Origin of the sequence: Pseudoxanthomonas daejeonensis (assembly GCF_022637495.1) — a bacterium.
GTDB lineage: Bacteria > Pseudomonadota > Gammaproteobacteria > Xanthomonadales > Xanthomonadaceae > Pseudoxanthomonas > Pseudoxanthomonas daejeonensis.
The window spans coordinates 1,212,423-1,239,020 of record NZ_CP093331.1 but is presented as its reverse complement, the minus strand read 5'-3'; the positions used below and the strand labels follow the sequence as shown (position 1 = coordinate 1,239,020).

General features: G+C 70.2%; 22 protein-coding genes and 1 pseudogene. 12 read left to right on the top strand and 11 right to left on the bottom strand.

From position 1 onward, the window contains the following. Positions 1 to 79: 79 nt before the first annotated feature. Both speA and MNQ95_RS05635 read left to right on the top strand, forming a co-directional pair. The gene (speA, locus tag MNQ95_RS05640; RefSeq protein ID WP_241954056.1) at positions 80 to 1,969 is read left to right on the top strand and encodes an arginine decarboxylase; all 1,890 of its coding nucleotides are present in this window, start codon (positions 80 to 82) and stop codon (positions 1,967 to 1,969) included. Between the two features lie 95 nt (positions 1,970 to 2,064). Further along, on the top strand, positions 2,065 to 2,742 hold the full coding sequence (locus tag MNQ95_RS05635; RefSeq protein ID WP_162408042.1) for a MarC family NAAT transporter: 678 nt from the start codon (positions 2,065 to 2,067) through the stop codon (positions 2,740 to 2,742). Between the two features lie 66 nt (positions 2,743 to 2,808). On the opposite strand, the gene MNQ95_RS05630 is transcribed toward MNQ95_RS05635, so the two are convergent. The 5 genes from MNQ95_RS05630 to radC all read right to left on the bottom strand — a co-directional run bounded on the left by MNQ95_RS05630 (position 2,809) and on the right by radC (position 7,605). Next, the gene (locus MNQ95_RS05630) at positions 2,809 to 3,558 is read right to left on the bottom strand and encodes an SDR family NAD(P)-dependent oxidoreductase (protein WP_241954055.1); all 750 of its coding nucleotides are present in this window, start codon (positions 3,556 to 3,558) and stop codon (positions 2,809 to 2,811) included. A 229-nt stretch (positions 3,559 to 3,787) separates the two neighbouring features. Continuing rightward, positions 3,788 to 4,525, bottom strand: a complete 738-nt coding sequence (locus tag MNQ95_RS05625) for an SPOR domain-containing protein (RefSeq protein ID WP_241954054.1) — start codon at positions 4,523 to 4,525, stop codon at positions 3,788 to 3,790. Between the two features lie 41 nt (positions 4,526 to 4,566). Further along, on the bottom strand, positions 4,567 to 6,255 hold the full coding sequence (argS, locus tag MNQ95_RS05620) for an arginine--tRNA ligase (protein ID WP_241954053.1): 1,689 nt from the start codon (positions 6,253 to 6,255) through the stop codon (positions 4,567 to 4,569). Between the two features lie 35 nt (positions 6,256 to 6,290). Beyond that, the gene (locus MNQ95_RS05615) at positions 6,291 to 6,875 is read right to left on the bottom strand and encodes a DUF1697 domain-containing protein (RefSeq protein WP_241954052.1); all 585 of its coding nucleotides are present in this window, start codon (positions 6,873 to 6,875) and stop codon (positions 6,291 to 6,293) included. 55 nt (positions 6,876 to 6,930) lie between these two features. Beyond that, a complete protein-coding gene (radC, locus tag MNQ95_RS05610; RefSeq protein WP_162408037.1) occupies positions 6,931 to 7,605 on the bottom strand; it encodes a RadC family protein in 675 nt (224 codons plus the stop codon). Positions 7,606 to 7,700: 95 nt separating this feature from the next. Between radC and coaBC the strand changes: the two genes are divergently transcribed. Genes coaBC through MNQ95_RS05595 form a run of 3 tightly spaced genes read left to right on the top strand, consistent with a single transcriptional unit; the run spans position 7,701 to position 11,752 of the window. Beyond that, the gene (coaBC, locus tag MNQ95_RS05605) at positions 7,701 to 8,933 is read left to right on the top strand and encodes a bifunctional phosphopantothenoylcysteine decarboxylase/phosphopantothenate--cysteine ligase CoaBC (protein WP_162408036.1); all 1,233 of its coding nucleotides are present in this window, start codon (positions 7,701 to 7,703) and stop codon (positions 8,931 to 8,933) included. A gap of 5 nt (positions 8,934 to 8,938) precedes the next feature. Then, entirely contained in the window at positions 8,939 to 9,400 is a 462-nt protein-coding gene (dut, locus tag MNQ95_RS05600) for a dUTP diphosphatase (protein WP_425605734.1), read from the top strand. Positions 9,401 to 9,427: 27 nt separating this feature from the next. Further along, a complete protein-coding gene (locus MNQ95_RS05595) occupies positions 9,428 to 11,752 on the top strand; it encodes a phosphomannomutase/phosphoglucomutase (protein WP_241954050.1) in 2,325 nt (774 codons plus the stop codon). A 291-nt stretch (positions 11,753 to 12,043) separates the two neighbouring features. On the opposite strand, the gene MNQ95_RS05590 is transcribed toward MNQ95_RS05595, so the two are convergent. Then, positions 12,044 to 12,745 (bottom strand): hypothetical protein, encoded by a 702-nt coding sequence (locus MNQ95_RS05590; RefSeq protein WP_241954049.1) that lies wholly within the window; start codon positions 12,743 to 12,745, stop codon positions 12,044 to 12,046. Between the two features lie 22 nt (positions 12,746 to 12,767). Continuing rightward, positions 12,768 to 13,427 (bottom strand): orotate phosphoribosyltransferase, encoded by a 660-nt coding sequence (gene pyrE / locus MNQ95_RS05585; protein ID WP_162408032.1) that lies wholly within the window; start codon positions 13,425 to 13,427, stop codon positions 12,768 to 12,770. Positions 13,428 to 13,750: 323 nt separating this feature from the next. Between pyrE and MNQ95_RS05580 the strand changes: the two genes are divergently transcribed. The 4 genes from MNQ95_RS05580 to MNQ95_RS05565 all read left to right on the top strand — a co-directional run bounded on the left by MNQ95_RS05580 (position 13,751) and on the right by MNQ95_RS05565 (position 16,695). Beyond that, positions 13,751 to 14,560 carry an exodeoxyribonuclease III gene (locus MNQ95_RS05580; protein ID WP_241954048.1) on the top strand — a complete coding sequence of 270 codons (810 nt, stop codon included), beginning with the start codon at positions 13,751 to 13,753 and terminating at the stop codon, positions 14,558 to 14,560. Beyond that, positions 14,557 to 15,876: an AmpG family muropeptide MFS transporter gene (locus MNQ95_RS05575; RefSeq protein ID WP_241954047.1), complete on the top strand. Its 1,320-nt coding sequence runs from the start codon at positions 14,557 to 14,559 to the stop codon at positions 15,874 to 15,876. The genes MNQ95_RS05580 and MNQ95_RS05575 overlap by 4 nt, the downstream gene beginning before the upstream one ends. Positions 15,877 to 15,946: 70 nt before the next feature. Further along, positions 15,947 to 16,174, top strand: coding sequence for a hypothetical protein (locus tag MNQ95_RS05570; RefSeq protein ID WP_162408029.1), 228 nt, complete (start codon positions 15,947 to 15,949; stop codon positions 16,172 to 16,174). A gap of 11 nt (positions 16,175 to 16,185) precedes the next feature. Beyond that, on the top strand, positions 16,186 to 16,695 hold the full coding sequence (locus MNQ95_RS05565; RefSeq protein WP_241954046.1) for an O-acetyl-ADP-ribose deacetylase: 510 nt from the start codon (positions 16,186 to 16,188) through the stop codon (positions 16,693 to 16,695). A 24-nt stretch (positions 16,696 to 16,719) separates the two neighbouring features. On the opposite strand, the gene MNQ95_RS05560 is transcribed toward MNQ95_RS05565, so the two are convergent. Together MNQ95_RS05560 and MNQ95_RS05555 are read right to left on the bottom strand one after the other, a co-directional pair. Further along, positions 16,720 to 17,700, bottom strand: coding sequence for an isoaspartyl peptidase/L-asparaginase family protein (locus MNQ95_RS05560; RefSeq protein ID WP_241954369.1), 981 nt, complete (start codon positions 17,698 to 17,700; stop codon positions 16,720 to 16,722). Positions 17,701 to 17,952: 252 nt separating this feature from the next. After that, positions 17,953 to 18,465, bottom strand: a pseudogene (locus tag MNQ95_RS05555) (cyanophycinase); the annotation flags it as partial. A gap of 335 nt (positions 18,466 to 18,800) precedes the next feature. Between MNQ95_RS05555 and MNQ95_RS05550 the strand changes: the two are divergent. The 3 genes from MNQ95_RS05550 (at position 18,801) to MNQ95_RS05540 (ending at position 23,583) form a co-directional block, all read left to right on the top strand. Next, the gene (locus tag MNQ95_RS05550; RefSeq protein WP_162408027.1) at positions 18,801 to 19,391 is read left to right on the top strand and encodes an RNA polymerase sigma factor; all 591 of its coding nucleotides are present in this window, start codon (positions 18,801 to 18,803) and stop codon (positions 19,389 to 19,391) included. Next, a complete protein-coding gene (locus MNQ95_RS05545; protein ID WP_241954045.1) occupies positions 19,369 to 20,466 on the top strand; it encodes a FecR family protein in 1,098 nt (365 codons plus the stop codon). The genes MNQ95_RS05550 and MNQ95_RS05545 overlap by 23 nt, the downstream gene beginning before the upstream one ends. An 84-nt stretch (positions 20,467 to 20,550) precedes the next feature. Continuing rightward, positions 20,551 to 23,583 carry a TonB-dependent receptor domain-containing protein gene (locus MNQ95_RS05540; RefSeq protein WP_241954044.1) on the top strand — a complete coding sequence of 1,011 codons (3,033 nt, stop codon included), beginning with the start codon at positions 20,551 to 20,553 and terminating at the stop codon, positions 23,581 to 23,583. 178 nt (positions 23,584 to 23,761) lie between these two features. Here MNQ95_RS05540 and MNQ95_RS05535 read toward each other — a convergent pair whose 3' ends face one another. Together MNQ95_RS05535 and MNQ95_RS05530 are read right to left on the bottom strand one after the other, a co-directional pair. After that, on the bottom strand, positions 23,762 to 24,874 hold the full coding sequence (locus MNQ95_RS05535; RefSeq protein WP_241954043.1) for an anhydro-N-acetylmuramic acid kinase: 1,113 nt from the start codon (positions 24,872 to 24,874) through the stop codon (positions 23,762 to 23,764). A gap of 161 nt (positions 24,875 to 25,035) precedes the next feature. Next, positions 25,036 to 26,451, bottom strand: coding sequence for a M23 family metallopeptidase (locus MNQ95_RS05530; RefSeq protein ID WP_162408023.1), 1,416 nt, complete (start codon positions 26,449 to 26,451; stop codon positions 25,036 to 25,038). Between the last annotated feature and the right edge of the window lie 147 nt (positions 26,452 to 26,598).

Below are 26,598 nucleotides of genomic sequence, written 5' to 3'. Positions count from 1 at the left end.
AGGGCGCGCATTGTAACGGACCCTTCTGAACGCCGGGGTTAGAATGCGCGTCCTTCATTGCAGCCCGAGTTTTACGCCGATGAGCGACTGGTCCGCCGACCTCGCCCGCAAGACCTGGTCCATCCCGCACTGGTCCGGCGGTTACTTCGACGTGGCCGAGGGTGCCATGCAGGTGCTGCCGCGCGGCGAGGGCGGTCCGTCGCTGGCGCTGCCGGCGCTGGTGGAGGCCGCTCGCGCCCAGGGCATGCAGCTGCCTTTGCTGCTGCGCTTCCCGGACATCCTCGGCGACCGCCTGGGCCGGCTGCAGGCCGCCTTCGCCCAGGCCATGGCCGACTGGGACTACGCCGGCGGCTACACCGCCGTGTATCCGATCAAGGTGAACCAGCATCGCGGCGTGGCCGGCACCCTGGCCAGCCACCATGGCGAGGGCTTCGGCCTGGAGGCGGGCAGCAAGCCGGAGCTGATGGCGGTGCTGGCCCTGTCGCGGCCCGGCGGGCTGATCGTCTGCAACGGCTACAAGGATCGCGAGTACATCCGGCTGGCGCTGATCGGCCGCAAGCTGGGCCTGGAGACCTTCATCGTCATCGAGAAGCCCTCCGAGCTGGCGCTGGTGATGGAAGAGGCGCGCAACCTCGACGTGCGCCCCGGCCTGGGCGTGCGCATGCGCCTGGCCTCGCTGGGCGCGGGCAAGTGGCAGAACAGCGGCGGCGACAAGGCCAAGTTCGGCCTGTCCCCGCGCCAGCTGCTGGACCTGTGGAAATCGCTGCGCGACTCGGGCATGAGCGACTGCCTGCAGCTGCTGCACTTCCACATGGGCTCGCAGATCTCCAACGTGCGCGACATCGCCAATGGCATGCGCGAAGCCACGCGCTATTTCAGCGAGCTGTCGCGGCTGGGCGCGAAGGTGCGCTACATGGACGTGGGCGGTGGCCTGGGCATCGACTACGAAGGCACCCGCTCGCGCAGCGAGTGCTCGATCAACTACGGCCTGGCCCAGTACGCGGCCAACATCGTCCAGCCACTGGCCGAGGCCTGCGCCGAGCAGGGGCTGGTGCCGCCGCGCATCGTCACCGAGTGCGGCCGCGCGATGACCGCGCACCACGCCGTGCTGGTGGCCAACACGACCGAGGTGGAGACCGCGCCGGACGGGCGCGTGCCCGACGTGCACGACGACGAGCCGGCCGCGATCCGCCACCTGCGCGAACTGCATGGCGACCTCGACCGGCGACCGCCGCTGGAGCTGTTCCACGAAGCCCAGCACTTCCATGCCGAAGGCCTTTCGGCCTACGCGCTGGGCCAGATCGACCTGCCGCAGCGCGCCCGTGTCGACGACCTGTTCTACGCCGTGGCGCACGGCGTGCGCGCGCGCCTGGACATGGGCGAGCGCAACCATCGAGCGGTGCTGGACGAGCTCAACGACCGCCTGGTCGACAAGTACTTCGTCAACTTCAGCGTGTTCGAATCCATCCCCGATGCCTGGGCGATCGACCAGGTATTCCCGATCGTCCCGATCGACCGCCTGGACGAGGCGCCGACGCGGCGTGGCGTGATCGCCGACATGACCTGCGATTCGGACGGCACGGTGAAGACCTATGTCGAGCACGGTGGCCTGGATACCTCGCTGCCGCTGCACCCGGTGCGCCATGGCGAGAGCTATTGCCTGGCGTTCTTCCTGGTCGGCGCGTACCAGGAGATCCTCGGCGACATCCACAACCTGTTCGGCGACACCGACGCGGTGGAAGTGCGGCTGACCGCCGGTGGCGGCTACGAGCTGACCCAGCAGCGCCGCGGCGACACCACCGACGTGATGCTCGACTACGTCGGCTACCGCCTCGACGACTTGCGGCAGGCCTACGCGCAGCGGGTGCACGACGCGGCGCTGCCGGAAGCCGAGTCGCTGGCGCTGGCCGAGGCGCTGGAAGCGGGCCTGACCGGTTACACCTACCTGTCGGACGAACCGCTGGCCTGACCCGGCGCGCCCGCCCCGGGTTGCACCGCCTGGCGGCGGTGCGACGAAACGACGGGGCGTGTATCGTGACTCCCGGACCCGGCGGGAGTCACTGCGTGCTTGAATTGTTGAAGGCGGTCGGCATCGGCCTGGCGACGTTGCTGCCCCTGGCCAATCCGCTGACCACGGTAGCCCTGCTGATGGGCCTGTCGCGCGGCATGAGCGAGGAAGAGCGCGACCGGCAGGCGCTCAAGGCCGCGATCTACGTGTTCGTGATCATGGCGACGGCGTATTACACCGGGCAGCTGGTAATGAACGTCTTCGGCATCTCGATCACGGGCCTGCGCATCGCGGGCGGGCTGATCGTCGCGTTCATCGGCTTCCGCATGCTGTTCCCGCAGCAGAAGCTCGACGAGACGCCGGAAGTGGAGCGCCGCAACGAGGAGTTGCGCCAGCGCCGCACCGAGGACATCGCATTCATTCCGCTGGCCATGCCCAGCACCGCCGGTCCGGGCACGATCGCCCTGATCATCAGCACCGCGGCGGCCGTGCAGGACGAGCGGCCCTATGCCGAGTGGGTGATGCACACGGCGCCGCCGCTCACGTTCTTCCTGGCCAGCCTGATCCTGCTGCTGTGCCTGCGCAGCTCCGGCGCGATCATGCGCGTGCTCGGCAACAGCGGCGTGGAGGCGTTCTCGCGGCTGATGGGCTTCCTGCTGGTCTGCATCGGCGTGCAGTTCGTGATCAACGGCTTCTACGAAGTCGCCGAGGAAGTGGCCGCGCTGCTGCGCTGAGTGGCGGCGCTGCGCGGTTCGGCCGTCGATCAGGACGGGGGAAGCGCAGCGGATCCGTGCGCGGCCTCAGCCGCGGTAGACCTGGAATCCGGCGAACGACTGCGTCACCGGCATGATTTCCAGCCGGTTGATGTTGAGGTGCGCCGGCAGGGTGGCGACGTGGAAGATCTGCTCGGCGATGTCTTCGCCGGTCATCGGTTGCGCGCCCTTGTACAGCGTGTCCGATGCGGCCTGGTTGCCGTGCGTGCGCACCAGGGTGAATTCGGTCTCGGCCATGCCCGGCTCGATCGTGGTCACGCGCACGCCGCTGCCGTGCAGGTCGGTGCGCAGGTTCAGCGAGAACTGGCTGACGAAGGCCTTCGTGCCGCCGTACACGTTGCCGCCCGGATACGGATACACGCCGGCCACCGAACTGACATTGATGATCACGCCCTTGCGCGCGACCAGTGCGGGCAGCAGGCGATGGGTCAGGGTCACCAGCGCGGTGATGTTGGTGTCGATCATGACCCGCCAGTCCTCGAGGCTGGCCTGCTGCGCCGAGGCGGTGCCCAGGGCGAGGCCTGCGTTGTTGACCAGCACGTCGATGTCGCGGAAGCCTTCGGGCAGCGCGTCGATCGCCGCGCCCATCGTTGCCGCGTCGCGCACGTCGAATTGCGCCGCGTGCACGTTCGCAGCGCCCAGTTCGTCGACCAGCGCCTGCAGGCGGTCGCCGCGGCGACCGGTCGCAACGACTTTCCAGCCAGCGGCGGCGAAGCGGCGTGCGGCGGCCAGGCCGAAGCCGGAGGTGGCGCCGGTGATGAGGGCGGTCTTGGACATCGCGATTTCCTTTGGAAGAAGCCCGCTGATTCTCGCACCATCAGGGGCAGCGGTCCGCCGGATATGGCGCAAGTCCTTCTGCCGAAAAAATTGGCCGAAGAATCAGCCCCCTTGAGTCAAGGGGGCGCGCCGGCAGGCGTGGGGGTTGTGGGTTTAGCGGGCGCGGGGCCCAAGGTTTGCATCTGCAAACCTTGGGAGTAATTCCGCCAAGCGGACTTACTGCGCGGACTTACTGCGCCTTGATCGCCATCGCGGGCAGGCCGCCGCTGGCGAGTTTCTGCTTGGCTTCGGCCAGTTCGCTGGCGGTGCCGTACGGCCCCATGCGCACGCGATAGACGGTCTTGCCGGCCGCCTGGCCGGATTCGACGCGCGCGCTCAGGCCGAGCAGTGCGATCTTGGCTTTGACCTGCTCGGCGTCGTTGGAAGCACCGAAGGCGCCAGCCTGGAGGATGTACCGCGCACCATCGGCCGCCGCAGGGGCGGCGCTGGCGACCTGCGTCGGGCTGGTGTCGGTCGCCGCCACCGCCGCCGCGGGTGCGGCGGCGGTCGTCGCGGCGGGCGCCGGGGTACGACCTTCCAGTGCATCCCGGGCGCGGCGCGCCTCGTCCTGCGCGCGACGCGCATCTTCTTCGCGTGCGCTCGCCGCCAGCTCGGCATCGGACATGCGCACTTCGTTGCCGGGCAGCACCGTGTAGAAGTCGTACTGCGGCGCGGTTTCGGCCGGTCGCGTCTCCGTGCCCGGCGTCTCGGCGATCGCCTCGGTGTCGGCGATCGGCGCCGGCTGCGCGTCGGGATTGGCCTGCGGTCCGAAGCGGACGAAGCCGTCGCCGTCCTTCTTCAACAGGCCCGGGCCTGCGAGGAACACCACCGCGCCGATCGCCAGTCCGGCCACCACCCAGACCCACGCCGGACGGCCATTGCTGCCGCCGTTGCGTCGTGCCTGGTTCTTGCCACGTCTTGCCGCCATTACTACCTGTCTCCGTTATTCAGCGCGATGGATCCAGCGCGTTACATCCGCTCCGGCGCGCTGACGCCGAGCAGTCCAAGTCCGTTCGCCAGTGCCTGGCGGACCGCCAGGGCGAGGGCCAGTCGCGCGTCGCGCAGGTCCGCGTCCTCCACCAGTACCGGCGTATTCGCGTACCAGGTGTGGAAAGCATAGGCCAGGTCGCGCAGGTACTGGGCGATCAGGTGCGGTTCCAGCGACTGGCCAGCCGCCTCGACCGTCTCCGGCCAGCGCGACAGTTCGACCATCAGCGACAGCGAGCCTTCGTCGTCGAGCAGCGCCAGGCGCGAGAGCGCGTTGGCCTGGTCGTACGCGTAGCCCTTCTCGGCACACTGGCGCAGCAGCGCGGCCACGCGGGCATGCGCGTACTGCACGTAGAACACCGGGTTGTCGTTGCTCTGCTGGCGGGCCAGGTCGATGTCGAACACCAGCTGCGAATCGGGCTTGCGCGCGATCAGGAACCAGCGCGTCGCATCGCGGCCGGCTTCCTCGATCAGGTCGCGCAGGGTCAGGTACGAGCCGGCGCGCTTGGACAGCTTCACCTCTTCGCCGCCGCGCATCACCGTGACCATCTGGTGCAGCACGTATTCCGGCCAGCCCTTGGGGATGCCCACGTCCAGCGCCTGCAGGCCGGCGCGCACGCGCGCCAGCGAACCGTGGTGGTCGGCGCCCAGTTCGGTGATCGCGCGCTCGTAGCCGCGCTGCCACTTGCTCAGGTGGTAGGCCACGTCCGGCACGAAGTAGGTGTAAGTGCCGTCGGACTTGCGCATCACGCGGTCCTTGTCGTCGCCGAAGTCGGTTGTGCGCAGCCACAGCGCGCCGCCCTCTTCGTACGTGTGGCCCTTGGCCACCAGCTCGCGCACGGTTTCCTCGACCTTGCCGCCGGTGTACAGCGAGCTCTCGAGGAAATAGATGTCGAAGTCCACGCCGAATGCGGCCAGGTCCTGGTTCTGCTCGTTGCGCAGCCAGGCCACGGCGAAGCGCCGTATCGCATCGGTATCTTGCGGGTCGCCCGCACCGGTGACGCTGTGGCCTTCGATCTGCACGGCGTCGCCGCGCAGGTAGGCGTCGGCCACGTCCTGGATGTAGTCGCCGTTGTAGGCTTCCGCCGGCCATTCCGCATCGCCGGGCTTGAAGCCGCGCGCGCGCGCCTGGGTGGAGCGCGCCAGGTTCTCGATCTGCACGCCGGCGTCGTTGTAGTAGAACTCGCGCTTGACCGTCCAGCCGTTGGCGTCGAGCACGCGCGCGATGCAGTCGCCGATCGCCGCGGCGCGGCCGTGGCCCACATGCAGTGGCCCGGTCGGGTTGGCCGACACGTACTCCACGCCCGCGGTGTGGCCTTGGCCGGAGGTGTTGCGGCCGTATTCGTCGCCATGGCGCAGCGCGGCGGCGACTTCGCGCTGCCAGGCGCCCGGTGCGAGACGGAAGTTGATGAAGCCCGGCCCGGCGATCTCGACCTGGGCCACGTCCTCGCTCGGGGGCAGTGCGGCGACCAGCGCCTGCGCCAGCGCGCGTGGATTGGTGCGCGCGGCCTTGGCCAGCAGCATCGCCACGTTGGTGGCGAAGTCGCCGTGCTCGCGGGTCTTGGGCCGCTCGACCACGAAGTCGGGAGTGGCCGCGTCGGCCGGCACGGTGCCTGCGGCACGCAGTGCGTCGATGCCCTGGATGATCAGGGCGTTGAGGAGGGTCTTCACTCGGGGAGGCGGTTCATGCGGTTCGGTCGGCCATTTTACCTGCTCCGCCGCGCCCGGGCCGGGGGTGGCCTGGCCGCGGGTGCGCTTGGTGCCGCCGGCGGGTCCATCCCCAGCGCGGCGGTCATCGCCGCCAGCCGGGCGATGGTGTTCATGTTGCGGCCGGTGCCGATGTCGCCGGCCGGGATCCGCAGCCGGGAATCGGCCATCCCGGCGCCATAGTCGACGTAGATCTCCCGTTCGCCCAGCGCCAGGCGCTCGTTCCGCTGGTGGACCACGGTCACGAGCGCGTCGGGGGACGGCACATCGTCCAGGAGGATGGCGACGGTGCGGTTGGGCGCCTGGTCCGGAAAGGGATTGGCCGCCAGGATCCGGGCCAGTTCCGCGGCGGTGCGGACCAGCACTCGCACCGGCTTGCCGGCGTACTCGTGCAGTCGCCGCTCCAGCGCCGCCTTGACCTGCGCCTCGCCGAGTGCGGTCTGGAACACCACATTGCCGCTGGCGATGTAGGTGCGCACGCCGGCATAGCCTTCGGCTTCGCACATCGCCTGCAGCTCGGACATGGGCAACTTGCCGGTGCCTCCGACGTTGATCGCGCGCAGCAGGGCGGCGTAGGCGGTCATCGCGGATTTCCGGCGGGAACGGGCCTTCAATCTACCGTGCCGGCGAGCGTGGGGTTCAGACCATCCCGCGCGCAGCCAGTGATACCGGCTCGCCGTCGCCGACCACGAAGTGGTCGAGCAGGCGGACTTCCACCAGTGCCAGCGCCTGCTTCAGGCGCACGGTGACGGCGCGGTCGGCAGCGGAAGGCTCGCTGCATCCGGAGGGATGGTTGTGGCCGACGATCACCGCCGCGGCGTTGTGCGCCAGGGCGCGGCGGACGACTTCGCGCGGATGCACCTCGGCCCCGTCGATGGTGCCCTGGAACAGCTCTTCGAACGCCAGCGCGCGGTGCCGGGTGTCAAGGAACAGCGCAGCGAACACCTCGTGCGGGCGCGGCCGCAGGCGCCGGGCGAAGTAGCGGCCGGCAGCGACCGGGTCGGTCAACGCGTCGCCGCGCTCCAGCGCCGCGGCGAGGTGGCGGTTGCCCAGTTCCAGCGCGGCCGCCAGCTGGCAAGCGCGGGCCGGGCCCAGCCCGGGCAGGCGGGCCAGCTCGCATGGTGGATGGTCCAGCAGGCTGCGCAGTGGACCGTGCGCGGCCAGCAGTTCGCGCGCGGTCTGCACCGCGTCGCGGCCGGCCAGGCCCGAGCCGAGGAAGATCGCCAGCAGTTCGGCGTCCGAAAGCGCGCCCGCGCCCCGGGCGAGCAGTTTTTCGCGGGGACGTTCGTGGCTGGGCCAGTCGCGGATATGCATGACCGCAGGCTGCCGTTTTCCGCTGAACGCGGGCATCGGTGCGCGGGGGTGCTTGGAGTAAGCTGGTCGCCCTGTTCAGCGTAGGAAAATGCCAGGTGACAGCTTCGGCCACCGGCCCGCTCGGCGGGCAGCGGATCCTGTTGTGCGTCGGCGGCGGGATCGCCGCCTACAAGGCACTGGAACTGGTGCGGCGCCTGCGCGAAGCGGGTGCCCAAGTGCAGGTGGCGATGACCGCCGGCGCGCAGCAGTTCGTCACCCCGCTCAGTTTCCAGGCACTTTCCGGCCATCCGGCGCGCACCACGTTGTGGGACAGCAGCGCCGAGCAGGCGATGGGACATCTTGAACTGGCGCGCTGGGCCGATCGCGTGGTCGTCGCCCCGGCGACCGCCGACCTGCTGGCACGGTTGGCCCATGGCCTGGCCGACGACCTGGTCAGCACCCTGTGCCTGGCGACCGAGGCACCGCTCGCGGTGGTCCCGGCCATGAACCACCGCATGTGGCAGCACCCGGCGACCGTGGCCAACGTGGCGGTGTTGCGCGCGCGCGGCGCGCAGGTGATCGGACCCGATGACGGCCCGCTCGCCGAGGGCGAGTCCGGCCCGGGTCGCCTGCGCGAACCGGACGCCATCGTCGCCGAACTGGCCTCCACCACGGCCGTGCAGGCAGGCCCGGGCCTGCTGCAGGGCCTGAAGGTGGTGGTGAGCGCCGGCCCGACCTACGAAGACCTGGACCCGGTGCGCTACCTGGGCAACCGCAGCAGCGGCAAGATGGGTTTCGCCGTGGCTGCCAGCGCCGCCCGGCAGGGCGCGCAGGTGGTCCTGGTCGCCGGCCCGGTGCAACTGGAGACGCCGCCTGGCGTGCGAAGGGTCGACGTGCGCTCGGCCGCGCAGATGCGCGAGGCGGTTTCGGCCGCATTGCCGGCTGACATCTATATCGGTGCGGCGGCGGTCGCCGACTACACCCCGCGCGCGTTCTCGCCGAACAAGATCAAGAAGACCGGGACTGGCGAGACGCTCGCCGTGGACCTGGTGCGCACGCCGGACATCCTGGCCGAAGTCGCGCGCCGCGAAGATGCTGGCCTGAAGCTGGTGGTCGGCTTTGCCGCCGAGACCGACAACATCGCCGACTACGCCCGGCAGAAGCTGGCGGCCAAGCGCCTGGACCTGATCGTGGCCAATCGCGTCGGGGTGCCCGGGGCGGGGTTCGAGAGCGACGACAACGCCATGACCGCGTACTGGCCCGGCGGCGAGCGCGACTTCCCGCCCGCGCCCAAGGTCCGCCTGGCCGACGGGCTGGTCGAGCTGGTCGCGCAGCGGCTGCAGGCATGAGTCCGATGGCCTCGACCGAACTGGAAGTGCGGCTGCTCGACCCGCGTTTCGGCGATACCTGGCCGCTGCCCGAGTACGCCACCGAGGCCAGCGCCGGCATGGACCTGCGCGCGGCGCTGGAGACCGAACTGGTTCTGCTGCCGGGCGACGCGGCGCTGGTGCCCAGCGGCCTGTCCATCCATGTCGCCGACCCGAACCTGTGCGCGCTGGTCCTGCCCCGCTCGGGACTGGGCCACAAGCACGGCATCGTGCTCGGCAACGGCACCGGCCTGATCGATGCCGATTACCAGGGCCCGCTGCTGATCAGCCTGTGGAACCGGGGGCGGGACGCGTTCACGGTCCAGCCCGGCGACCGCATCGCCCAGCTGGTGTTGGCACCAATCGTGCGTGCGAAACTGAAGGTGGTGGATACTTTTGCGGGCAGTGCGCGTGGCGAAGGGGGCTTCGGCCACACCGGCGTGCGTTAACCGTATAACAGGGGGAGTTTCGGGGTGATGAGCCATATGGATGCAGGCCGGGTGCCAGCGGGGGAGTTCAGGAAGCGCGCGCCGCTGCTGGCGGCGCTGCTGGCGTTGTTGGCCGCGTGGTTCGCCTGGAGCGGTGTGGCGCAATGGCGGGCGGATGCCCGCGAACAGCAACTGACCGCCGCCCGCGACGGACTGGTGGCCAGTGCCACGGCTGCGCTCGTGGCGCAGACCCGGACCCTGGACGAGCGGATCAAGCGCCCGGACGTACAGGCCGCGCTCGCGGCCGGCGATGCCGCCGCCGCCGCCGCCGCGCTCACCGACGGCTGGACGGACGCCGAACAGGCGCAGGTGCTGACCGCCGACCTGGGGCCGGCCTATGCCGATGCGGGACGCTTCGGCTACGCACGGCTGGGCCTGCTGGAAAAAGCGATGAACGAAGGCGCCGCCGTGGTCGCGGTGGTGCGCGAGGACCAGGCCCCGCGCCTGGGTGTTGCCATCCCGGTGAGCCTGGCCGGTTCACCCGCGGTCGCCTACGTGCGCCTGCCGGTGGCCCCGCTGGCTGCGGGGCTGGAGAAGGCCGCCGTCCCCGGAGGCGCCTACCTGGCGCTGCGCCAGGGTGGCTACAACGTGATCGAGCGCGGCGATGCCGAGTTGGGCGGAAGCGCGGATGTGCTTTCGCGTGAGGTCGGCAAGACCGGGCTGCGTGCCGCGGCCGCGGTGCCGGACGTGGCCCACGGGCCATTCGGCCTCGGCGCGCTGCCCTGCCTGGTCGCCGCCGTGGTGCTGGCGCTGCTGGCCATCGGGGTGATGCTGCTGGCCTGGGGCAAGCTGCCGCAGCACCGCCGCCGCGTCGCCGAAGGCGCCATCGAAGAGGAAGTCCCTACGCTCGGGGAAACCATCCAGCGGGAGCTGGAGGCGGCGCCGCCGGCGCCGGTGCGCACCGCGCCCACGGCGGCGGAGGTGGCCCTGGAGCCGGGCATCTTCCGCGCCTACGACATCCGCGGCGTGGTCGGCCGCGAGCTGACCCCGCAGGTCGCGGCCTGGATCGGCCAGGCGATCGGCAGCGTGATGGCCGAGCAGGGCCTGACCGACATCGTGGTCGGCCGCGACGGACGCCTGTCCGGCCCCGAGCTGGCCAGCGGGCTGATCGAGGGCCTGCGCCGCGCCGGCCGCAACGTGATCGACGTGGGCATGGTGCCGACCCCGGTGGTGTATTTCGCCGCCTACCACCTGCGCGCCGGCAGCGGCGTGGCGGTGACCGGCAGCCACAACCCGCCCGATTACAACGGCTTCAAGGTCGTGGTCGGCGGCGAGACCCTGTCCGGCGACGCCATCCGGGACCTGTACGTACGCATCCGCGACAACAACCTGCTTCGCGCCGCAAGCACCGGTTCGCTGCAGCAGCAGGCGGTGGACGAGGATTACATCCGCCGCATCGCCGACGACGTGCAGATGGAGCGGCCGCTGAAGGTGGTCGTCGATGCCGGCAACGGCGTGGCCGGCGACATCGCGCCGCGCCTGCTGGAGGCGATCGGCGCCGAAGTCATCCCGCTGTATTGCGACGTGGACGGCAGCTTCCCCAACCACCATCCGGACCCGAGCGAGCCGCACAACCTCGAAGACCTGGTGCAGATGGTCAAGCGCTTCGACGCCGACCTGGGCCTGGCCTTCGATGGCGACGGCGACCGCCTGGGCGTGGTGACGAAGGAAGGCCAGATCATCTTCCCCGACCGCCTGCTGATGCTGTACGCAGCCGACGTGCTGCAGCGCAATCCGGGCGCGCTGGTCATCTACGACGTGAAGTGCACCGGCAAGCTGTCCGACTACATCCTGCGCCAGGGCGGCAGCCCGCTGATGTGGAAGACCGGGCATTCGCTGATCAAGGCGAAGATGCGCGAGACCGAGGCGGAGCTGGCCGGCGAGATGAGCGGCCACTTCTTCTTCAAGGAGCGCTGGTACGGCTTCGACGACGGCCTGTATTCGGCCGCGCGCCTGCTGGAGATCCTCGCCGGCCGGATGGAGACCCCGTCCGAGGTGCTGGGCGAACTGCCCGACAGCGTGTCGACCCCGGAGATCAAGGTGCCGGTCGCTGGCGACGCGCATGCGGTGGTGGCCAGGTTCGCTTCGGCCGCACAGGTGGAGGATGCGCCGTTCGCCGGCGCGCGCCTGACCACCATCGACGGCCTGCGCGCGGACTGGAACGATGGCTGGGGCCTGCTGCGTGCATCCAACACGACGCCGGTGCTGGTGCTGCGCTTCGAGGCCGACGACCAGGCCGCGCTGGCGCGGATCAAGGACCTCTACCGCGAGCAGCTGAGCGTGCTGTTGCCGGACGCGACGCTGGAGTTCTGAGGTCCGCCGGCGTTGCCGGCACCTGTCGGGTGCCGGACCGTCGCCGGAGGCGCGTGACACATCCTCGGAACGCGTGGATCACGAGGCGCCGACCCTCGACGTCATCGCATGCCGCCGGGTGCGGCGGTCCGGCAAGGCCCGTCGAGCGCGTGGCGCAGGCCGGGATGGTTGCCGGCACGGTCCGGGATCGCCGCCGCCAGTGTGCGCCACGGCCTGAAGAGACGTTTTCGTAGAGTTGGCTTGCCCGCTGCTTTGATCCGGCGGCCGCGCTGAGGCGCGGCAGGGCGTGCCCTACTGTCGCGGCTTCGGCGGCAGGTCCATGGCCACGCGCGCGCCCGGCGCGTCGCTCGCCTTGAGCTGGCGATAGCGTTGCAGGATGTCGTCGATCTCGACGTCCAGTTCGGCGCGCTGCCGTTCGAAGCTCGATTGCAGGGCCGAGTGGTACAGCAGTTGCGCATGGCGCACGCGGATATCGGTGGCCAGCTTCTCGGGGACGGGCTTTTCCGCCAGTTCGCGTTCGCCGGCGCTGCGCAGCAGGGTGACCAGGCCCTCGCGCAGGCTGGTGACGTTGTAGCGCGCGGTGTTGATGCTGTTGTCGACCAGGTTGATCCGCTCCGAGAACACCCGGCGCAGCTCGTCCTCGCTCTGGAACGAGGTCAGCATCGCCTGGTCGGTGCGGCGCCGGGTCTCGGCGGCCAGCGCCTCGGTCTTGCGCTTGGCTTCTTCCTCGGCCTGCGCGGCGCGCTCCTCGCCGGTCATCGCGCGCTGCACCTCGCCGGTGCGCATGCCGCTGCGGATGCTGATCTCTTCGCGCGCGGCGGCCATGGCCTCCGGTGGCAGCGAGTCGGCGCATTTGCGCTGGCCGTTCTCGTTCCAGCAGTAAAGCTTCTTGGGCGCCTCGTCCTTCTTGCCCTGGGCAAGCGCCAGCGCCGGCAGGACCAGGCCTGCCGCCAGCAGCACCCGCAGGGTGCGATGTTCGGTCTTCACTGGCATCGCGGCAGCCCCCTGCTGTCAGTCAGCCTGTCGGATCGCAACCATAGCGGACACGGTAGGCCTGCAGGGGTGCGCGGAATGCTGCCAGTTTCTCGTTTCCGTCGGCGAATGCAAGCAGGTCGGCCAGCCCGGCCACGGCGCGCACCGGCACGCCGGCTTCCTCGGCCACCGCCTGCGCGGCTGAACGGCGGTCCGCATCGGCGGCGATCTCCTGGCGGTCCAGCGCCACGACGATCCCCGCCACCTGGCCTCCGGCGCCCCCGATGGTCGCCAGCGCCTCGCGGATCGCGGTGCCGGCGGTGATCACGTCGTCTACCACCAGCACCCGGCGGCCTGCCAGCGGCGCGCCGATCAGGGTGCCGCCTTCGCCGTGGGCCTTGGCTTCCTTGCGGTTGAAGGCCAGCGGCAGGTCGCGACCGCGGCCCGCGTACTCGCAGGCCAGCGCGGTGGCCAGCGGGATGCCCTTGTAGGCCGGGCCGAACAGCAGGTCGAAATCCATCCCCGCACCATCGATCGCATCGGCATAGCAGCTGGCCAGCGCGGCCAGGCGCGCGCCGCTGTCGAAGCGGCCGGCGTTGAAGAAGTAGGGGCTGGTGCGCCCGGACTTCAGGGTGAACTCGCCGAAACGCAGCGCGTCGGCGTCCAGTGCCAGCTGCAGGAAACGGGTGCGATGGTCGGACATCTTGGGCGTGGATCGTTCGGTGGAGGTCGACAGGATACCTGCCTGCCTTCGAGGCATCGCCAGCTGCGGTCGGAAGTCGCTCACGGCCGCTCGGATGTATGGACGGGGCGGACCACCGGTGGGCGCGGCCGTCTTCGATCCGGAAGACCACCGGCCCCGGATCTGCGGGGGTCATGCACCCTTCGCGCGCGGCGATGATGTGCATGCCGTTCACGTAGCCGGCGATGGAGCGGCCACCGGCCCGCGGAGCCGCGGCGGAAGGCCGCCCGTGGGTCGCGCGATTCGCTAGGCTAGCCGCTGCTCCCGTTCCGGTCGTCGCCCGCATGCGCATCATCAGTTTCAATGCCAACGGCATCCGCTCCGCCGCCACCAAGGGCTTCTTCGACTGGCTCGACGCGCAGCAGGCCGACGTGGTCTGCCTGCAGGAAACGAAATCGCAGGAGGACCAGCTGTCCGATCCACGCTTCCGCCCCGACGGCCACCACTGCTTCTACCGCGACGCGAGCACCAAGAAGGGGTACAGCGGCGTGGCGATCTATGCCCGGCGCGAGCCGGACGAGGTGCGCACGTCGCTGGGCCGGCCGGACTTCGACGAGGAGGGCCGCTACATCGAGGCACGCTTCGGCAACCTCAGCGTGGTGTCGTTCTACATCCCGTCAGGGTCTTCGGGCGAGCTGCGCCAGGGTTACAAGTTCGAGGTCATGGAATGGCTCAGGCCGATCCTGGACCAGTGGCTGGCCAGCGGCCGCGACTACGTGTTGTGCGGCGACTGGAACATCGTCCGCAGCCGCCTGGACATCAGGAACTGGACCTCCAACCAGAAAAATTCCGGCTGCCTGCCGCCGGAGCGCGACTGGCTCAACGGCCTGTGCGCGGACCAGGCCGGCGAGGCCGACGCGAAGTCCGGGCGCGGCTGGGTCGATGCCTACCGCGTGCTGCACCCGGAAGGCCAGGACTACACCTGGTGGAGCAACCGCGGCGCGGCGCGCGCCAACAATGTCGGCTGGCGGATCGACTACCAGTTCGTCACCCCGTCGCTGCGCGAGCGGCTGCGCGGCTGCTCGATCTACCGCGAGCAGCGCTTCTCAGACCACGCCCCGTTCACCGTGGACTACGCGGACGCCGGCAAGTGAGCGCCGGGACGCCGCCCGCCGCAGCGGAAAAGCCCGCCTACAAGGGCTGGGCCGGGATCCGCCGCGCCTTCGGCACGCCCTCGGCGTTGACCCTGGCGGTGCTGGGTTTCGGCAGCGGCCTGCCGTTCCTGCCGATCGCCTCGCTGACCCTGTCCACGCGCCTGCGCGATTCGGGCCTGGACCTGCACAGCATCGGCCTGATCAGCCTGGCCAGCTTCTTCTACCTGCTCAAGTTCCTGTGGGCGCCGCTGCTGGACCGCTACCTGTTCCGGCCGCTGGGCTTCCTCGGCCGACGCCGTTCGTGGCTGGTGGCCGCGCAGCTGGGCGTGGCGCTGGGCCTGGGTGCACTGGCCTTCGTCCGCCCGGAACTGGGGGTGATGCCGCTGGTGGGCTGGGTGCTGTTCACCTCCTTCGCCGGCGCGACCCAGGACTCGGTGGTCGACGCGTACCGGATCGAAGTGGCGCCGGCCGACGCGCAGGCCGCGCTCGCGGCGACCTACACGCTGGGGTACCGGATCGGCCTGATCCTGGGCGGTGCCGGTGCGCTGTACCTGGCCGATTTCGCCGGCTGGACCGTGGCCTACCTGGGTCTGGCCGCGCTGATGGTGCTGCCGCTGCTGGCGACCCTGCTCAGCCGCGAACCGGTGGCACCGGAAGCCTCGGTGCAGCGCCGGATCGATTTCCTCGGTGCGTTCTGGCAGCCGTTCTCCAGTTTTTTCGCCAACAACGGCCTGACCTTCGGCATCGCCTTGCTGCTGTTCGTGGGCCTGTTCAAGTTCCCCGACCAGGTGATCGGGGTGATGGCCGGTCCGTTCTACCTGGACTCGGGCTACACCAAGGCCGACATCGCCACTGTGTCCAAGCTGTACGGCATCTGGGCCGGGATCGGCGGTGCGTTCCTCGGTGGCGTGTGCGTGGCCGCGTTCGGGTTCCGGCGCATGCTGCTGGCAGCGGCGCTGGGCGTGGCGCTTTCGAACCTCGCGTTCCTGCTGATGGCCGCGCACCCGTCGGAGATCTGGGCGTTCTACGCGGCCATCACCTTCGACAACGTGGCCCAGGGTTTCGCCGGGACCACCCTGGTCGCCTTCATGTCCTCGCTGACCGACCGCAACTTCACCGCCACGCAGTTCGCGCTGATGGTGTCGCTGGCCAACTTGCCGGGCAAGTTCGCCGGTGGTTTGTCCGGATACCTGGTCGAGGCCAGTTCGTACGCCACGTTCTTCACGCTCAGCGCGTTGACCGTGGTGCCGACCCTGCTGCTGCTCGCGTGGCTGTGGCCGCGCATCCGCGAGCAGGGCGCGCCGGCGACGGGGTGATGGCCGGCCGTTCGGGATACCAGCCGGCGTTCGATTCATGGCAGTCTTGGGACAGCCGACAGGGGGCGTCATGACCGACCTGCTGCTTCGCGACATCGATCCGATCCTGGCCGAGCGGATCCGCCGGGTCTCCGTGGCGCGCGGCTGGGACCAGCACGAAACCATCCTGCGCCTGCTCGAACAGGGCCTGTTCGCATCCGAACACGAGGTCCGCGGCGGCTTCGAGAACACCGAAGTCGAGGCGCTCGCCGATGCGATCGCCGCGCTGAAGGAAGTGCCGGCGGGCAAGGGTTTCTGAGCGCCAGGCCCATGCGCCCGGCCCTGCGCGCGGTCCGCGTCGACATCACCACCCTGGCGGTCGATGCGATCGTGAACGCGGCCAACGCTTCGCTGCTTGGCGGCGGTGGCGTGGATGGCGCGATCCACCGCGCCGCCGGTCCGCAACTGCTGGCCGAGTGCAGGGCGCTGGGCGGTTGCCCGACTGGCCAGGCGCGCATCACCGCCGGCTACCGGTTGCCGGCGCGGTACGTGATCCACACCGTCGGTCCGGTCTGGCGCGGTGGTGGCCACGGCGAAGCGGCGTTGCTGGCCGACTGCTACCGCAACAGCCTGGCCCTGGCCGACGCGGCCGGCTGCGCCAGCGTGGCTTTTCCGTCGATCAGCACCGGCGTGTACGGCTATCCGTTGGCGCTGGCGGCACCGGTCGCAGTGGCCAGCGTCGCCGGCTCCAGCGGCCGTGCGGTCCGCGAAGTGCTGTTCTGCTGTTTCTCCGCCGCCGACCTGCAATGCTACGAGGCGCTGCTCGCCGGCGCGGAGTGAAGTCCGCGCCGGGGCAGGGTGCGATCAGGGGCGGGCGAGTTCTTCGCCGCGGAACACCGCCACGTGCGGTACGCCATCGGCACCGATCCAGCCGCGGTACATGCCTTCGGTGTTGAACGGGAAGGCGACGCTGCCGTCCGCGCCCAGCGCGATCGCACCGCCGTCGCCGCCGGCCTTGGGGATGTCGCGGTCGATCACGCCTTCGGCCGCGCGCGCCAGCGGCTGCCCACCCAGGCGCACGCGCGCGCAGATCTCGTGCGCCGCGGCGCTGCGGATGTAGAACTCGCCCCAGCCGGTGCCGGACACCGCGCAGCGCGTGTCGGCCCAGGTGCCGGCACCGATGATCGGCGCGTCGCCGACGCGGCCATAGCGCTTGTTGGTCATGCCGCCGGTGGAGGTACCTGCGGCCAGCTTGCCTTGTGCGTCGAGTGCCAACGCACCGACCGTGCCGAAGTAGGCCTTGCCCGGCAGCATCAGCGGCGTGCTGGAGGCCTGCGCCTTGGCTTCTTCGGCCAGCGCCTGCTGCAGCTGCTGCCAGCGCTTCTCGGTGCGGAAGTACGACGGATCGACCAGCGCGATGCCCTGTTCGGCGGCGAACACCTCGGCGCCGTCACCGACCATCATCACGTGCCGGGAGTGGTCCATCACCGCGCGCGCCAGCAGTATCGGGTTCTTCACCCGGTGCACGCCGGCGATCGCGCCGGCGCGATTGCTGGCGCCGTCCATGATCGAGGCGTCCAGTTCGTTCTTGCCGTCGTGGGTGAACACCGCGCCGCGGGCGGCGTTGAACTGCGGCGCATCCTCCAGCACCTGGATCGCGGCGGACACAGCCTCGACCGCCGGCTTGCCAGCCTTCAGTTGCGCGTGTCCGGCACGCAGCGCGGCGGCCAGCGCCTTGCGCGCCTCGGCTTCTTCCTCCGCCGACAGGCTGGCGCGCTCCACCCCGGCACCGCCATGGATCACCAGCAAAGGCGCGTCCAGCGCGACCAGCACTCCGTCGCGCACCGCGTAACGGCGCTGCGCGGCAGGGCGGTCGATCTTGCCCGATGGCAGGTGCAGCACCGAATCCACGCCGGCGACGACGGTTTCCACCTGCGCCAGCTGCATCGGTTCGTCTTCGGCCTGCTTCTGCGCGAAGCCGCCCTTGACCACCGTGGCGCCGGCGCCCGGCGCGGTGGCGTAGACGCGGGCGCGTCCGTCGCCTTCCACCGCGACCGCCGCGTCCTCGTCCACGCCCAGCCCGATCAGCGGCCTTCCGGCCAGCGACTCGCCCTTGGCGACGAAGGCGACCAGGCGGCCAAGCCGGCCGCGTTCGGTGAAGTGGGTGTCGGTGATGACGCCCTTGAGCTTGTCCAGGTGCAGGAAGCCGGTCTCGATCGTGTTGCCGTCGCCGAGCGGGTCGGCCAGCGCCTGCGGGGTGGTCTGGCTGCCGCCGTCCATCGCCCCGTAGAGGTATTCGCCCTGCATCGCCAGGCCGGCGCTGGTGCCGGCGAGCGGCTTGCCGGCGCGCACGTGCGCGTCCAGGGCCTCGGCCACCGGCGTGCCACGCCAGTAGCGCACGTAGCGCGACTGGTCGCCGCCGGCCAGGAAGATGCCGTCGGCGCGCTTGAGCGCGGCCAGCACGGCCGGATCGGAGGCGGACTCGCGATCCTTGAACACGAAGGTCTCCACCGAGGCGATGCCGCCGATCTCGTTGAAGAACTCCTCGCCGATCTCGCCGCCCTGCGAGGCACGCAGCACGACGATGTGGCCGTTGCCGGCCTTCTTCATGAACCAGTGCATCGCGTCGAAGTTGCGGTCGCCGCCACCCATCAGCAGCAGGCCCGGCTGGACCTTGCCCGGGGTGCGGGCCGTGGTGTCGCCGAGCACGTAGTGGCCGTAGTCGGCCGCCGCCGCCGGCATCGCCAGCATGCCGGCCCCCAGCAGGCCCGCCAGGACCGCGCCCGCCACCTTCCGCAAACTGCCGCCACGCATCGTCATTCCAGCACTCCCGGTTCTGGCGCCGCGGAAGGACACCGCGGGCCGCCACCAGCCTAGACGAACCTGCGGCTGCATTCCCCCATCGATGTCCCGTCGCCGGCCGCGCGCTGGGCTAGAGTGCGGGCATGTCCACCGAATTAGACGACTGGTTCGTCCGCGAGGTCCTGGTCCACGAGCGGGCGCTGATGCAGTTCCTGCAGCGCTGCTGGCCGCGCCGCGACGAACTGCACGACCTGCGCCAGGAGGTCTATGTCCGCGTGTACGAAGCCGCCGCGCGCAGTCGCCCGACCGCCCCGCGCGCCTTCATGTTCACCACCGCCCGGCACCTGATGACCGACCGGCTGCGCCGCAGCCGGGTGGTGTCGATCGAGCCGGTGGGTGATTTCGAGTCCTCGAACGTCTACCTGATCGACGAGGTGTCGCCCGAACGCTGGGTCGGCACCCGCCAGGCGCTGCGGCGATTGGCCGAAGCCCTGGACGCGCTGCCCGAACGTTGCCGCCAGGTGGTGTGGCTGCGGCGGGTGGAGGAACTGTCGCAGAACGACGTCGCCCAGCGCCTGGGCATCAGCGGAAGGACCGTGGAAAAACACCTGGCCAAGGGCATGCGGTTGATCGCCGACCACCTCTACGGTGGCGGCGCGCCCGTACCCGGCCGGCGGGTGCCACGGGCCGACGCGGAAGGGGATCCGGGACATGGCCGACAGCAGGAAGATTGAATCCGCCGCCGCGGCCTGGCTGGCCCAGCGCGACGCCGGGCCATGGACCGCGCACGACCAGCAGGCGCTGGAGGCCTGGCTCGCCGAGAGCACCGCGCACCGGGTGGCGCTGCTGCGCCTTCAGTCGGCCTGGACCGAAGCCGGGCGCCTGCAGGCACTGGCCGCGGGCCTGCCGGAAGGCGAGATTCCACCGCGCGACCAGTGGTCGGACTGGATCGTGGCAGGCGCGCGCGAGCCGGTGTCCGTTCCGATGGATGCGGTCGGGTCCGCGGTCAACGCGGCCCCGGACCTGCGCGCACTCGCATTCGCGCCCAGGCCCAGGGCGACACGCAGCGCCCGCTGGCCCTCGGCGGCGGCCGCCGCCGCGGTCCTGTTCCTGGCGGCCGGGTTGGGCTGGGGCGGGTGGCAGCTGGGCGGGCGCCACCAGGCCAGTTACGCCAGCGCCATCGGCGAGGTGCGCGAGGTCGTGCTGGCCGATGGCAGCCGCGCCACCCTAAGCAGCGACAGCCGGCTGGACCTGCGCTTCGACCGCGGCCAGCGCCATGTCGCCCTGGTCCGGGGCGAGGCGTTCTTCGATGTCGCCCACGACCGCGCGCGTCCGTTCGTGGTCGAGGCCGACGGCCATCGCGCGGTGGCGGTGGGCACGCGCTACGCGGTGCGCCGCGACGCCGAGACGCTGCGGGTGGTGGTGACCGAGGGCCGGGTGCGGCTGGAGTCCGCGCCGGGTGCCGATGGCCGCGCTGTGCCTTCCGCCCTGCTTCCGGCCGGCAGCCTGGCCACGGCCGGCCGCGAAGGCGTGCTGGTGCGCTCCCTGCCGCTGGCGCAGGCGAAGCGCTACCTGGAGTGGCGCAAGGGCTTCCTGGCCTTCGAGGACGTGCCGCTCACGACCGCGGCCGACGAATTCAACCGCTTCAATGCCCGCCGGCTCGAACTGGCCGATCCTGCCGTGGCCCAGTTGCGCATCGGCGGCAATTTCCGCTGGTCCAACCTCGAAGGTTTCGTGGGCCTGCTCGAACAGGGTTTCCCGGTCCGTGCCGAGCGTCATCCGGACCGGATCGTGCTGCATTCGCGTTGATCCGTGCGTGGCCATGGGGGCATCGGCCGCGTCGTTCGTCCATAGCTCGAAAGAGTGCCGTTCCGGTACCGGGGAGAAGAACCGATGCGTCATCCGTCGCGAGTCCTGCTGTTGAGCCTGGCCTGTTCGACCGCGCTGGCGGCGCAGGCGGCCAATTCGTCCGGTCCGATCAATGTCCCGCCCGGCGACCTGGCGGCCGCGCTCAATACCCTGGCCCGCCAGTCCGATACCCAGCTGGTCTACCGGGCCGATGACCTCAAGGGCCGCCGCACCGCCGGCGTCCAGGGCGCGGCCTCGACCGACCAGGCATTGCAGCAGCTGCTGCATGGCAGCGGATTCGGTGCGCAACGCGACCAGGCCACCGGCGCGGTGCTGGTGGCGCGGGTCGATACCGCGCGCCGCGCGCCGGCCCCGCAACCGGCCGCGCAGGACGCCAGCTCCGGCAGCCCGCCCGTCGTCCAGGAAGAGGAGGTGACCGAGATCGAAGCGGTCCAGGTCACCGGCTCGCGCATCCCGCGCGCGCAGATCGACGGCCCCGCCCCGATCAGCGTGATCACCGCCGAGGAGATCCGCGCCAATGGCTTCACGTCGGTGCCCGACATCCTGCGCGGCATGACCCAGAACGGCGGCGAGACCCAGAGCCAGCAGTCGGCCAGCGGCGCGGACTTCTCGCCCGGCGCGCAGCAGGTCGACCTGCGCGGCCTGGGCCCGAACCACACCCTGGTCCTGGTCAACGGCCGCCGCATCGCCGACTTCCCGATGCCGTTCAAGGGCCGCAGCAACTTCACCGACATCTCGGGCATCCCGATCGGGATGATCGAGCGGGTCGAGGTGCTGACCGGCAGCGCTTCGGCGATCTACGGCTCGGACGCGATCTCCGGCGTGGTGAACTTCATCCTCAAGAAGAAGGTGGATGGCGTCCTGGTCGACATGCGCCTGGGCACCACCAGCGATGGCGGCGGCGAGTCGTTCAACGGCACCTTCGTCGACGGCTTCGAGCGCGGCCGCTTCAGCGGCCTGTACGGCATCGAGCTGCAGTCGCAGACGCCGCTGTGGGCCTACGAGCGCCCAATCCAGGATTCGACCAAGGACGGGCCGACCACCGGCTCGCAGATCGCGCGCCGCGCCTACCTGCGCACCGACTGGTACGACGACTACCTCGATCCGGGCCAGGACACCTGCGACGCGCTGGCCGGCCAGAACGGCGGCACCACCTACTACGCGTTCCGCCCGCGCTACGGCTACTACTGCGGCAGCGACGAGTCGATCGGCTACGGCACGATCCTGAGCAAGCGCCGCGGTGCCAACGGCTACGCCTCGCTGTCCTACGCGTTCGACAACGGCAGCGAATGGTTCGCCGACGTGCAGCTGGGCTACCACAACGTCGAGCTGTTCCGCGACGTGAGCTCGTGGAGCTACATGGCGCCGGACGGCAACGAGGAAGGCTACTTCTACAACGACGCCACTGGCGACGTGGAGTACTGGCAGCGCCAGTTCTCGCCCGAGGAGATGGGCGGGCTGGATCGCGGCATGGTCGAGACCACGCAGAAGACCTTCGGCCTGACCACCGGCTTCAAGGGCACCTTCGCCCAGGACTGGGACTACGAGGCCTCGCTGAGCTACTCGCAGTACAAGGCCGAGATCAGCTGGCCGCAGATCGTGGCCGCGCGCGCCAACGAACTGTTCCTGGGCCCGCAGCTGGGCGTGGACGACGACGATTTCCCGATCTTCAGCGCCGACCCCGACCGCCTGTACACGCCGCTGACCCGCGAAGAGTTCGACAGCATCGCCGCACGTTCGGTCTACAGGCCGCAATCGGAAACCGGCACGCTCGCGCTGACGGTGAGCAAGGCCGACCTGTTCACGCTGTCCGGCGGCGACGCCGGTTTCGCCGGCACGGTGGAGTTCGGCAACCAGTCCTACGACCTCAACCCCGATCCGCTGGCCACGCAGTACTACTACTACAGCTGGAAGGATTCGGACGGCCATGGCAGCCGCAACCGCTGGGCGACCGCCGGCGAGCTGCGCATGCCGGTGCTGGACAGCCTCAACTGGAGCCTGGCCGCGCGCTACGACCAGTACCGCTACTCGGGCAACTCGATTGGCAAGCCGACCTGGAGCACCGGCCTGGAATGGCGGCCGGTCGACAGCCTGCTGGTCCGCGGCTCGTACGGCACCGCGTTCCGCGCGCCGGACCTGCACTACGTCTATTCGGGCATCGGCAACGACGAAACCTCGGGCAACGACTACTACTACTGCCTGCTCGACGATGCCGACGACTGCTCCGACTACGAGGAAGGCCTGATCCGCACGCGCGAGGGCAACCGCGAGCTGGACGCCGAGACCAGCACGTCGTGGACCGCCGGTTTCGTCTGGTCGCCGCTGCAGGGCCTGGACCTGTCGGCGGACTGGTTCGACATCGACATGCGCGACCAGGTCCAGGACATGAGCGTGGACGCGATCCTGCGCGACGAGGCCGCGTGCCGGCTCGGCGAACTGGACATCGCTTCGCCGACCTGCGTGGACGCGCTCTCGCGGGTGACCCGCACCTCCAACGACAGCCTGTACGGGATCTACGTCAACCCGATCAACGTCGCCCGCGAAAGGACCAACGGCGTGGACGTGGCCGCGCGCTACCGCTTCGACACCTCGATCGGGCGCTGGACCTTCACGTTCAACCACACCTGGGTCAACGAGCACGACTTCCAGCAGTTCCCCGGAGATCCGGTCGAGGACGAGTTCGCGATCAACAGCGGCTTCGACATCCCGCGCAACAAGAGCAATGCGAGCATCGGCTGGGAGAACGGCGCCTGGTCGGCGACCCTGTACGGCCAGCGGCTGGGCAGCCTGCCCAACGGCTGGTCCTACGACCAGGTGTGGGAGGAGGGCGACCCGGGTCCGTGGATCGAGGCGACCTACCGCTACAACGCGTCGGTGTCGTACCGCTTCAACGGCCAGTCGCGCCTGGCGCTGGCGGTGACCAACCTGGCCAACAAGATGCCGCCGAAGGATCCGACCTATACGGCGTATCCGTACTACGACATCTCCTGGTTCGACTCGGTCGGCCGCACGATCAACCTGCAGTTCACCCACCACTTCGGCGGCAGCGCGCAGTAACGATCGCAAAACGGCCCCGCTTCCATGGCGGAGGCGGGGCCTTTTTTTTCGATTGGCGGTGCCGATGCGGCACTCGCATCGATAACGACGCGGCGACTTCGTAGAGCGGGGCTAGGCGCGCCGCTCTACGAGAAGCGAAGGAGCAGCGGAGCGATCTCGCTCTGCGAGTGCTCGGCTCTCAGGCGGGATGCACCACGCCGAGCACGCGCGGCCCGCGCGCGCCGGTCACCGCGGGCAGGTTGCCCGGCCGCTGGGCGAGCGTTTCCCGCGCCAGCCAGGCGAACGCCATGGCCTCGACGAAATCCGGATCCAGCCCATGCGCGTCGGTGGATGCGATGCGCGCGTGCGGCAGGTGCGCGGCGATGCGCGCCAGCAGCTGCGGGTTGCGCACGCCACCGCCGCAGGCGATCACCCGCGCGGTGCCCGGCTGGTGCGCACCGAGCGCGCGGGCGATGGTCACCGCGCTCAGCTCCAGCAGGGTCGCCTGCACGTCGGCGGGTGATTCGCCGCCATGCAGTCGCGTGCGCACCCAGTCCAGGTGGAACTGTTCGCGGCCGGTGCTCTTGGGCGGCGGCAGTGCGAACCAGGGGTCGTCGAGCAGCCGTGCCAGGAGCGCGTCGTCGATCCGGCCGCGGGCGGCGAACGCGCCACCGGCGTCGAACGCCTCGCCGGTGTGGCGCAGGCACCAGGCATCGAGCAGGGCATTGGCCGGGCCGGTATCGAAGCCGCGCACCGTGCCCACGCGCGGCAGCAGCGTGTAGTTGCCGATCCCGCCGAGGTTGAGCACCGCGCGGTCTTCGTCCGGCGAATGCAGCAGCGCGGCGTGGAAGGCCGGCACCAGCGGTGCGCCATGGCCACCGGCGGCGACATCGCGGCGACGGAAGTCGGCGACGGTGGCGATGCCGGTGCGTTCGGCGATCACGCTGCCATCGCCGACCTGCATCGTGAAGGGTGCATCGCCATGCGGCCGATGGCGCAGGGTCTGGCCGTGGGAACCGATCGCGGCGACCTGTCGCGGGCTGATGCCGGCATCGTCGAGCAGCGACAGGGCCGCGTCGGCGAACTGCTGCGCCACCTGCACGTCGAGCCGGCCCAGTTCATCCAGCGACGTCAGCTCGCCGCCCTGGCCCAGTGCGACCAGGCGCTCGCGCAGGGCGGCGGGCCAGGGGTGCACGCGCGCGGCGCGCAACTGCAGGCCGCGTGCACTGGTGCCATCGGGGAATTCGACCAGCGCGGCGTCGATGCCGTCGGCGCTGGTGCCGGAGATCAGGCCAAGGTAGAGGTGCGACATGCGCGCAGGTTATCCGGAACCCGGGGTCGCGGCGATGGCGCATCCGCCTGCAGGAGCAGGCATGGCCGCGACAGGGCGTCTGGACGACGGAGGTGGTGATGCGGCATCCCTGGCGTGGCGGTTCGCGGACAGGCGTCCGCGCCGGTGCGCCTGCGCTGGGCTCAGCCGCGCTTGTCCTTCTTCTTCGCCTTGGCCGTGTCGGCGTGGGCGAACATCAGCTTCTCCATCGACTCCATCCGCGCCAGGGTCGGCGCGGTCGCCGCGCGGAACGCCGCCAGGTCGCCGCCCTTCAGCGGCTCCGGCGGGGGCATGGTCACCGACAGCGGGTTGCGGTGCACGCCGTTGACGCGGAATTCGTAGTGCAGGTGCGGGCCGGTGGCCAGGCCGGTGGCGCCGACGTAGCCGATGACGGTGCCCTGGCCGACCTGCTGGCCCTTCCTGACCTTGCCGAAGCGCGACATGTGCGCGTACAGCGTGGTGTGGCCACGGCCGTGGTCGAGGATCACCACGTTGCCGTAGCCGCGCTGGGTGCCGACGAACTGCACGCGCGCATCGCCTGCGGCCATGATCGGCGTGCCGGTGCCGGCGGCATAGTCCACGCCCTTGTGCATGCGCATCTTGCCCAGCACCGGGTGCCGGCGCGCGCCGAAGTTCGACGACAGGCGCGCATACGGGATCGGCATGCGGATGAAGCTCTTCTTCAGCGGCCGGCCGTCGGCGGTGAAGTATTCGGCCTTGCCGTTGCGCTCGAAGCGGAAGCCCGTATAGCTCTTGCCGTTGGTGCTGAAGGTCGCGGCCAGGATCCGGCCGGTGCCGATCCGCTCGCCCTCGCGCCAGGTCTCCTCGACCACCGCGCTGAAGCGGTCGCCCGGCTGGACGTCCTTGAAGTCGATGTCGTACTTGAAGATCTCGTCGGTCATCACCGCGATCGCCGCCGGGCTCAGGCCGGCCTTGCGGCCCGCGGCATACAGCGAGTGGTCGATCTCGGCGCTGGTCACCGCCAGGCGGGTGGTGGTGGCGCGCTCGAGCACCTTCTCGTGGATGCTTTCGCCCTGCAGGCGCAGTTCGACCCGCTGGGTCGGGCTGCGGTCGAAGCGGAAGCCGCGCAGCTCGCCGTCGGCGTCGCGCTGGAAAGCGATTTCGGCACCGGGACGCAGCCGGGTCAGCGCGTCGCGGTTGGCCGGGTTGTCCAGGATCCGGTGCATCGTGCTGGCCGGCACGCCGACCTGCCCGAACACCGAGCCCAGGGTCTGCCCGCGCTCGATCTGCACGACTTCCCAGTAGCCGGCCGTCTCGCCGGTGGAGCGCACCGTCAGCGGGGGCAGGACCAGCGGCAGCATCGCGTTGGCCTGGCGCTCCGGTTCCAGCTGCGCGGAGAAGCCGGGGACGATGGTGGCCAGCAGCGCGCCGAGGGTGGCGAACAGGCTGGCGTGCAGCCAGTGGCGGCGCGTCCAGCGGGTGTTGAAGGCGGCGGGGAACCGCTCCTTCAGCTTGCGGTGCAGGTTGCGGTGGTGAAGGATGCCGAGGCGGTCGTGGAACTGCTGCTTGCGGACGCGGCCGTGGTCGGTCAGGGACATCGCTCAACTTCCTTCACGGGACCCCGGAGCGCGGCCCACTGGCGCGTAACATAGTCACCTGAAAGTAGTGCGTCAAACCATTGAAGAACCTGAACTTTCCTCTGGCTTTCCAGTTAACCCGCACGTAACATTTCGTTCAAGTTTGTC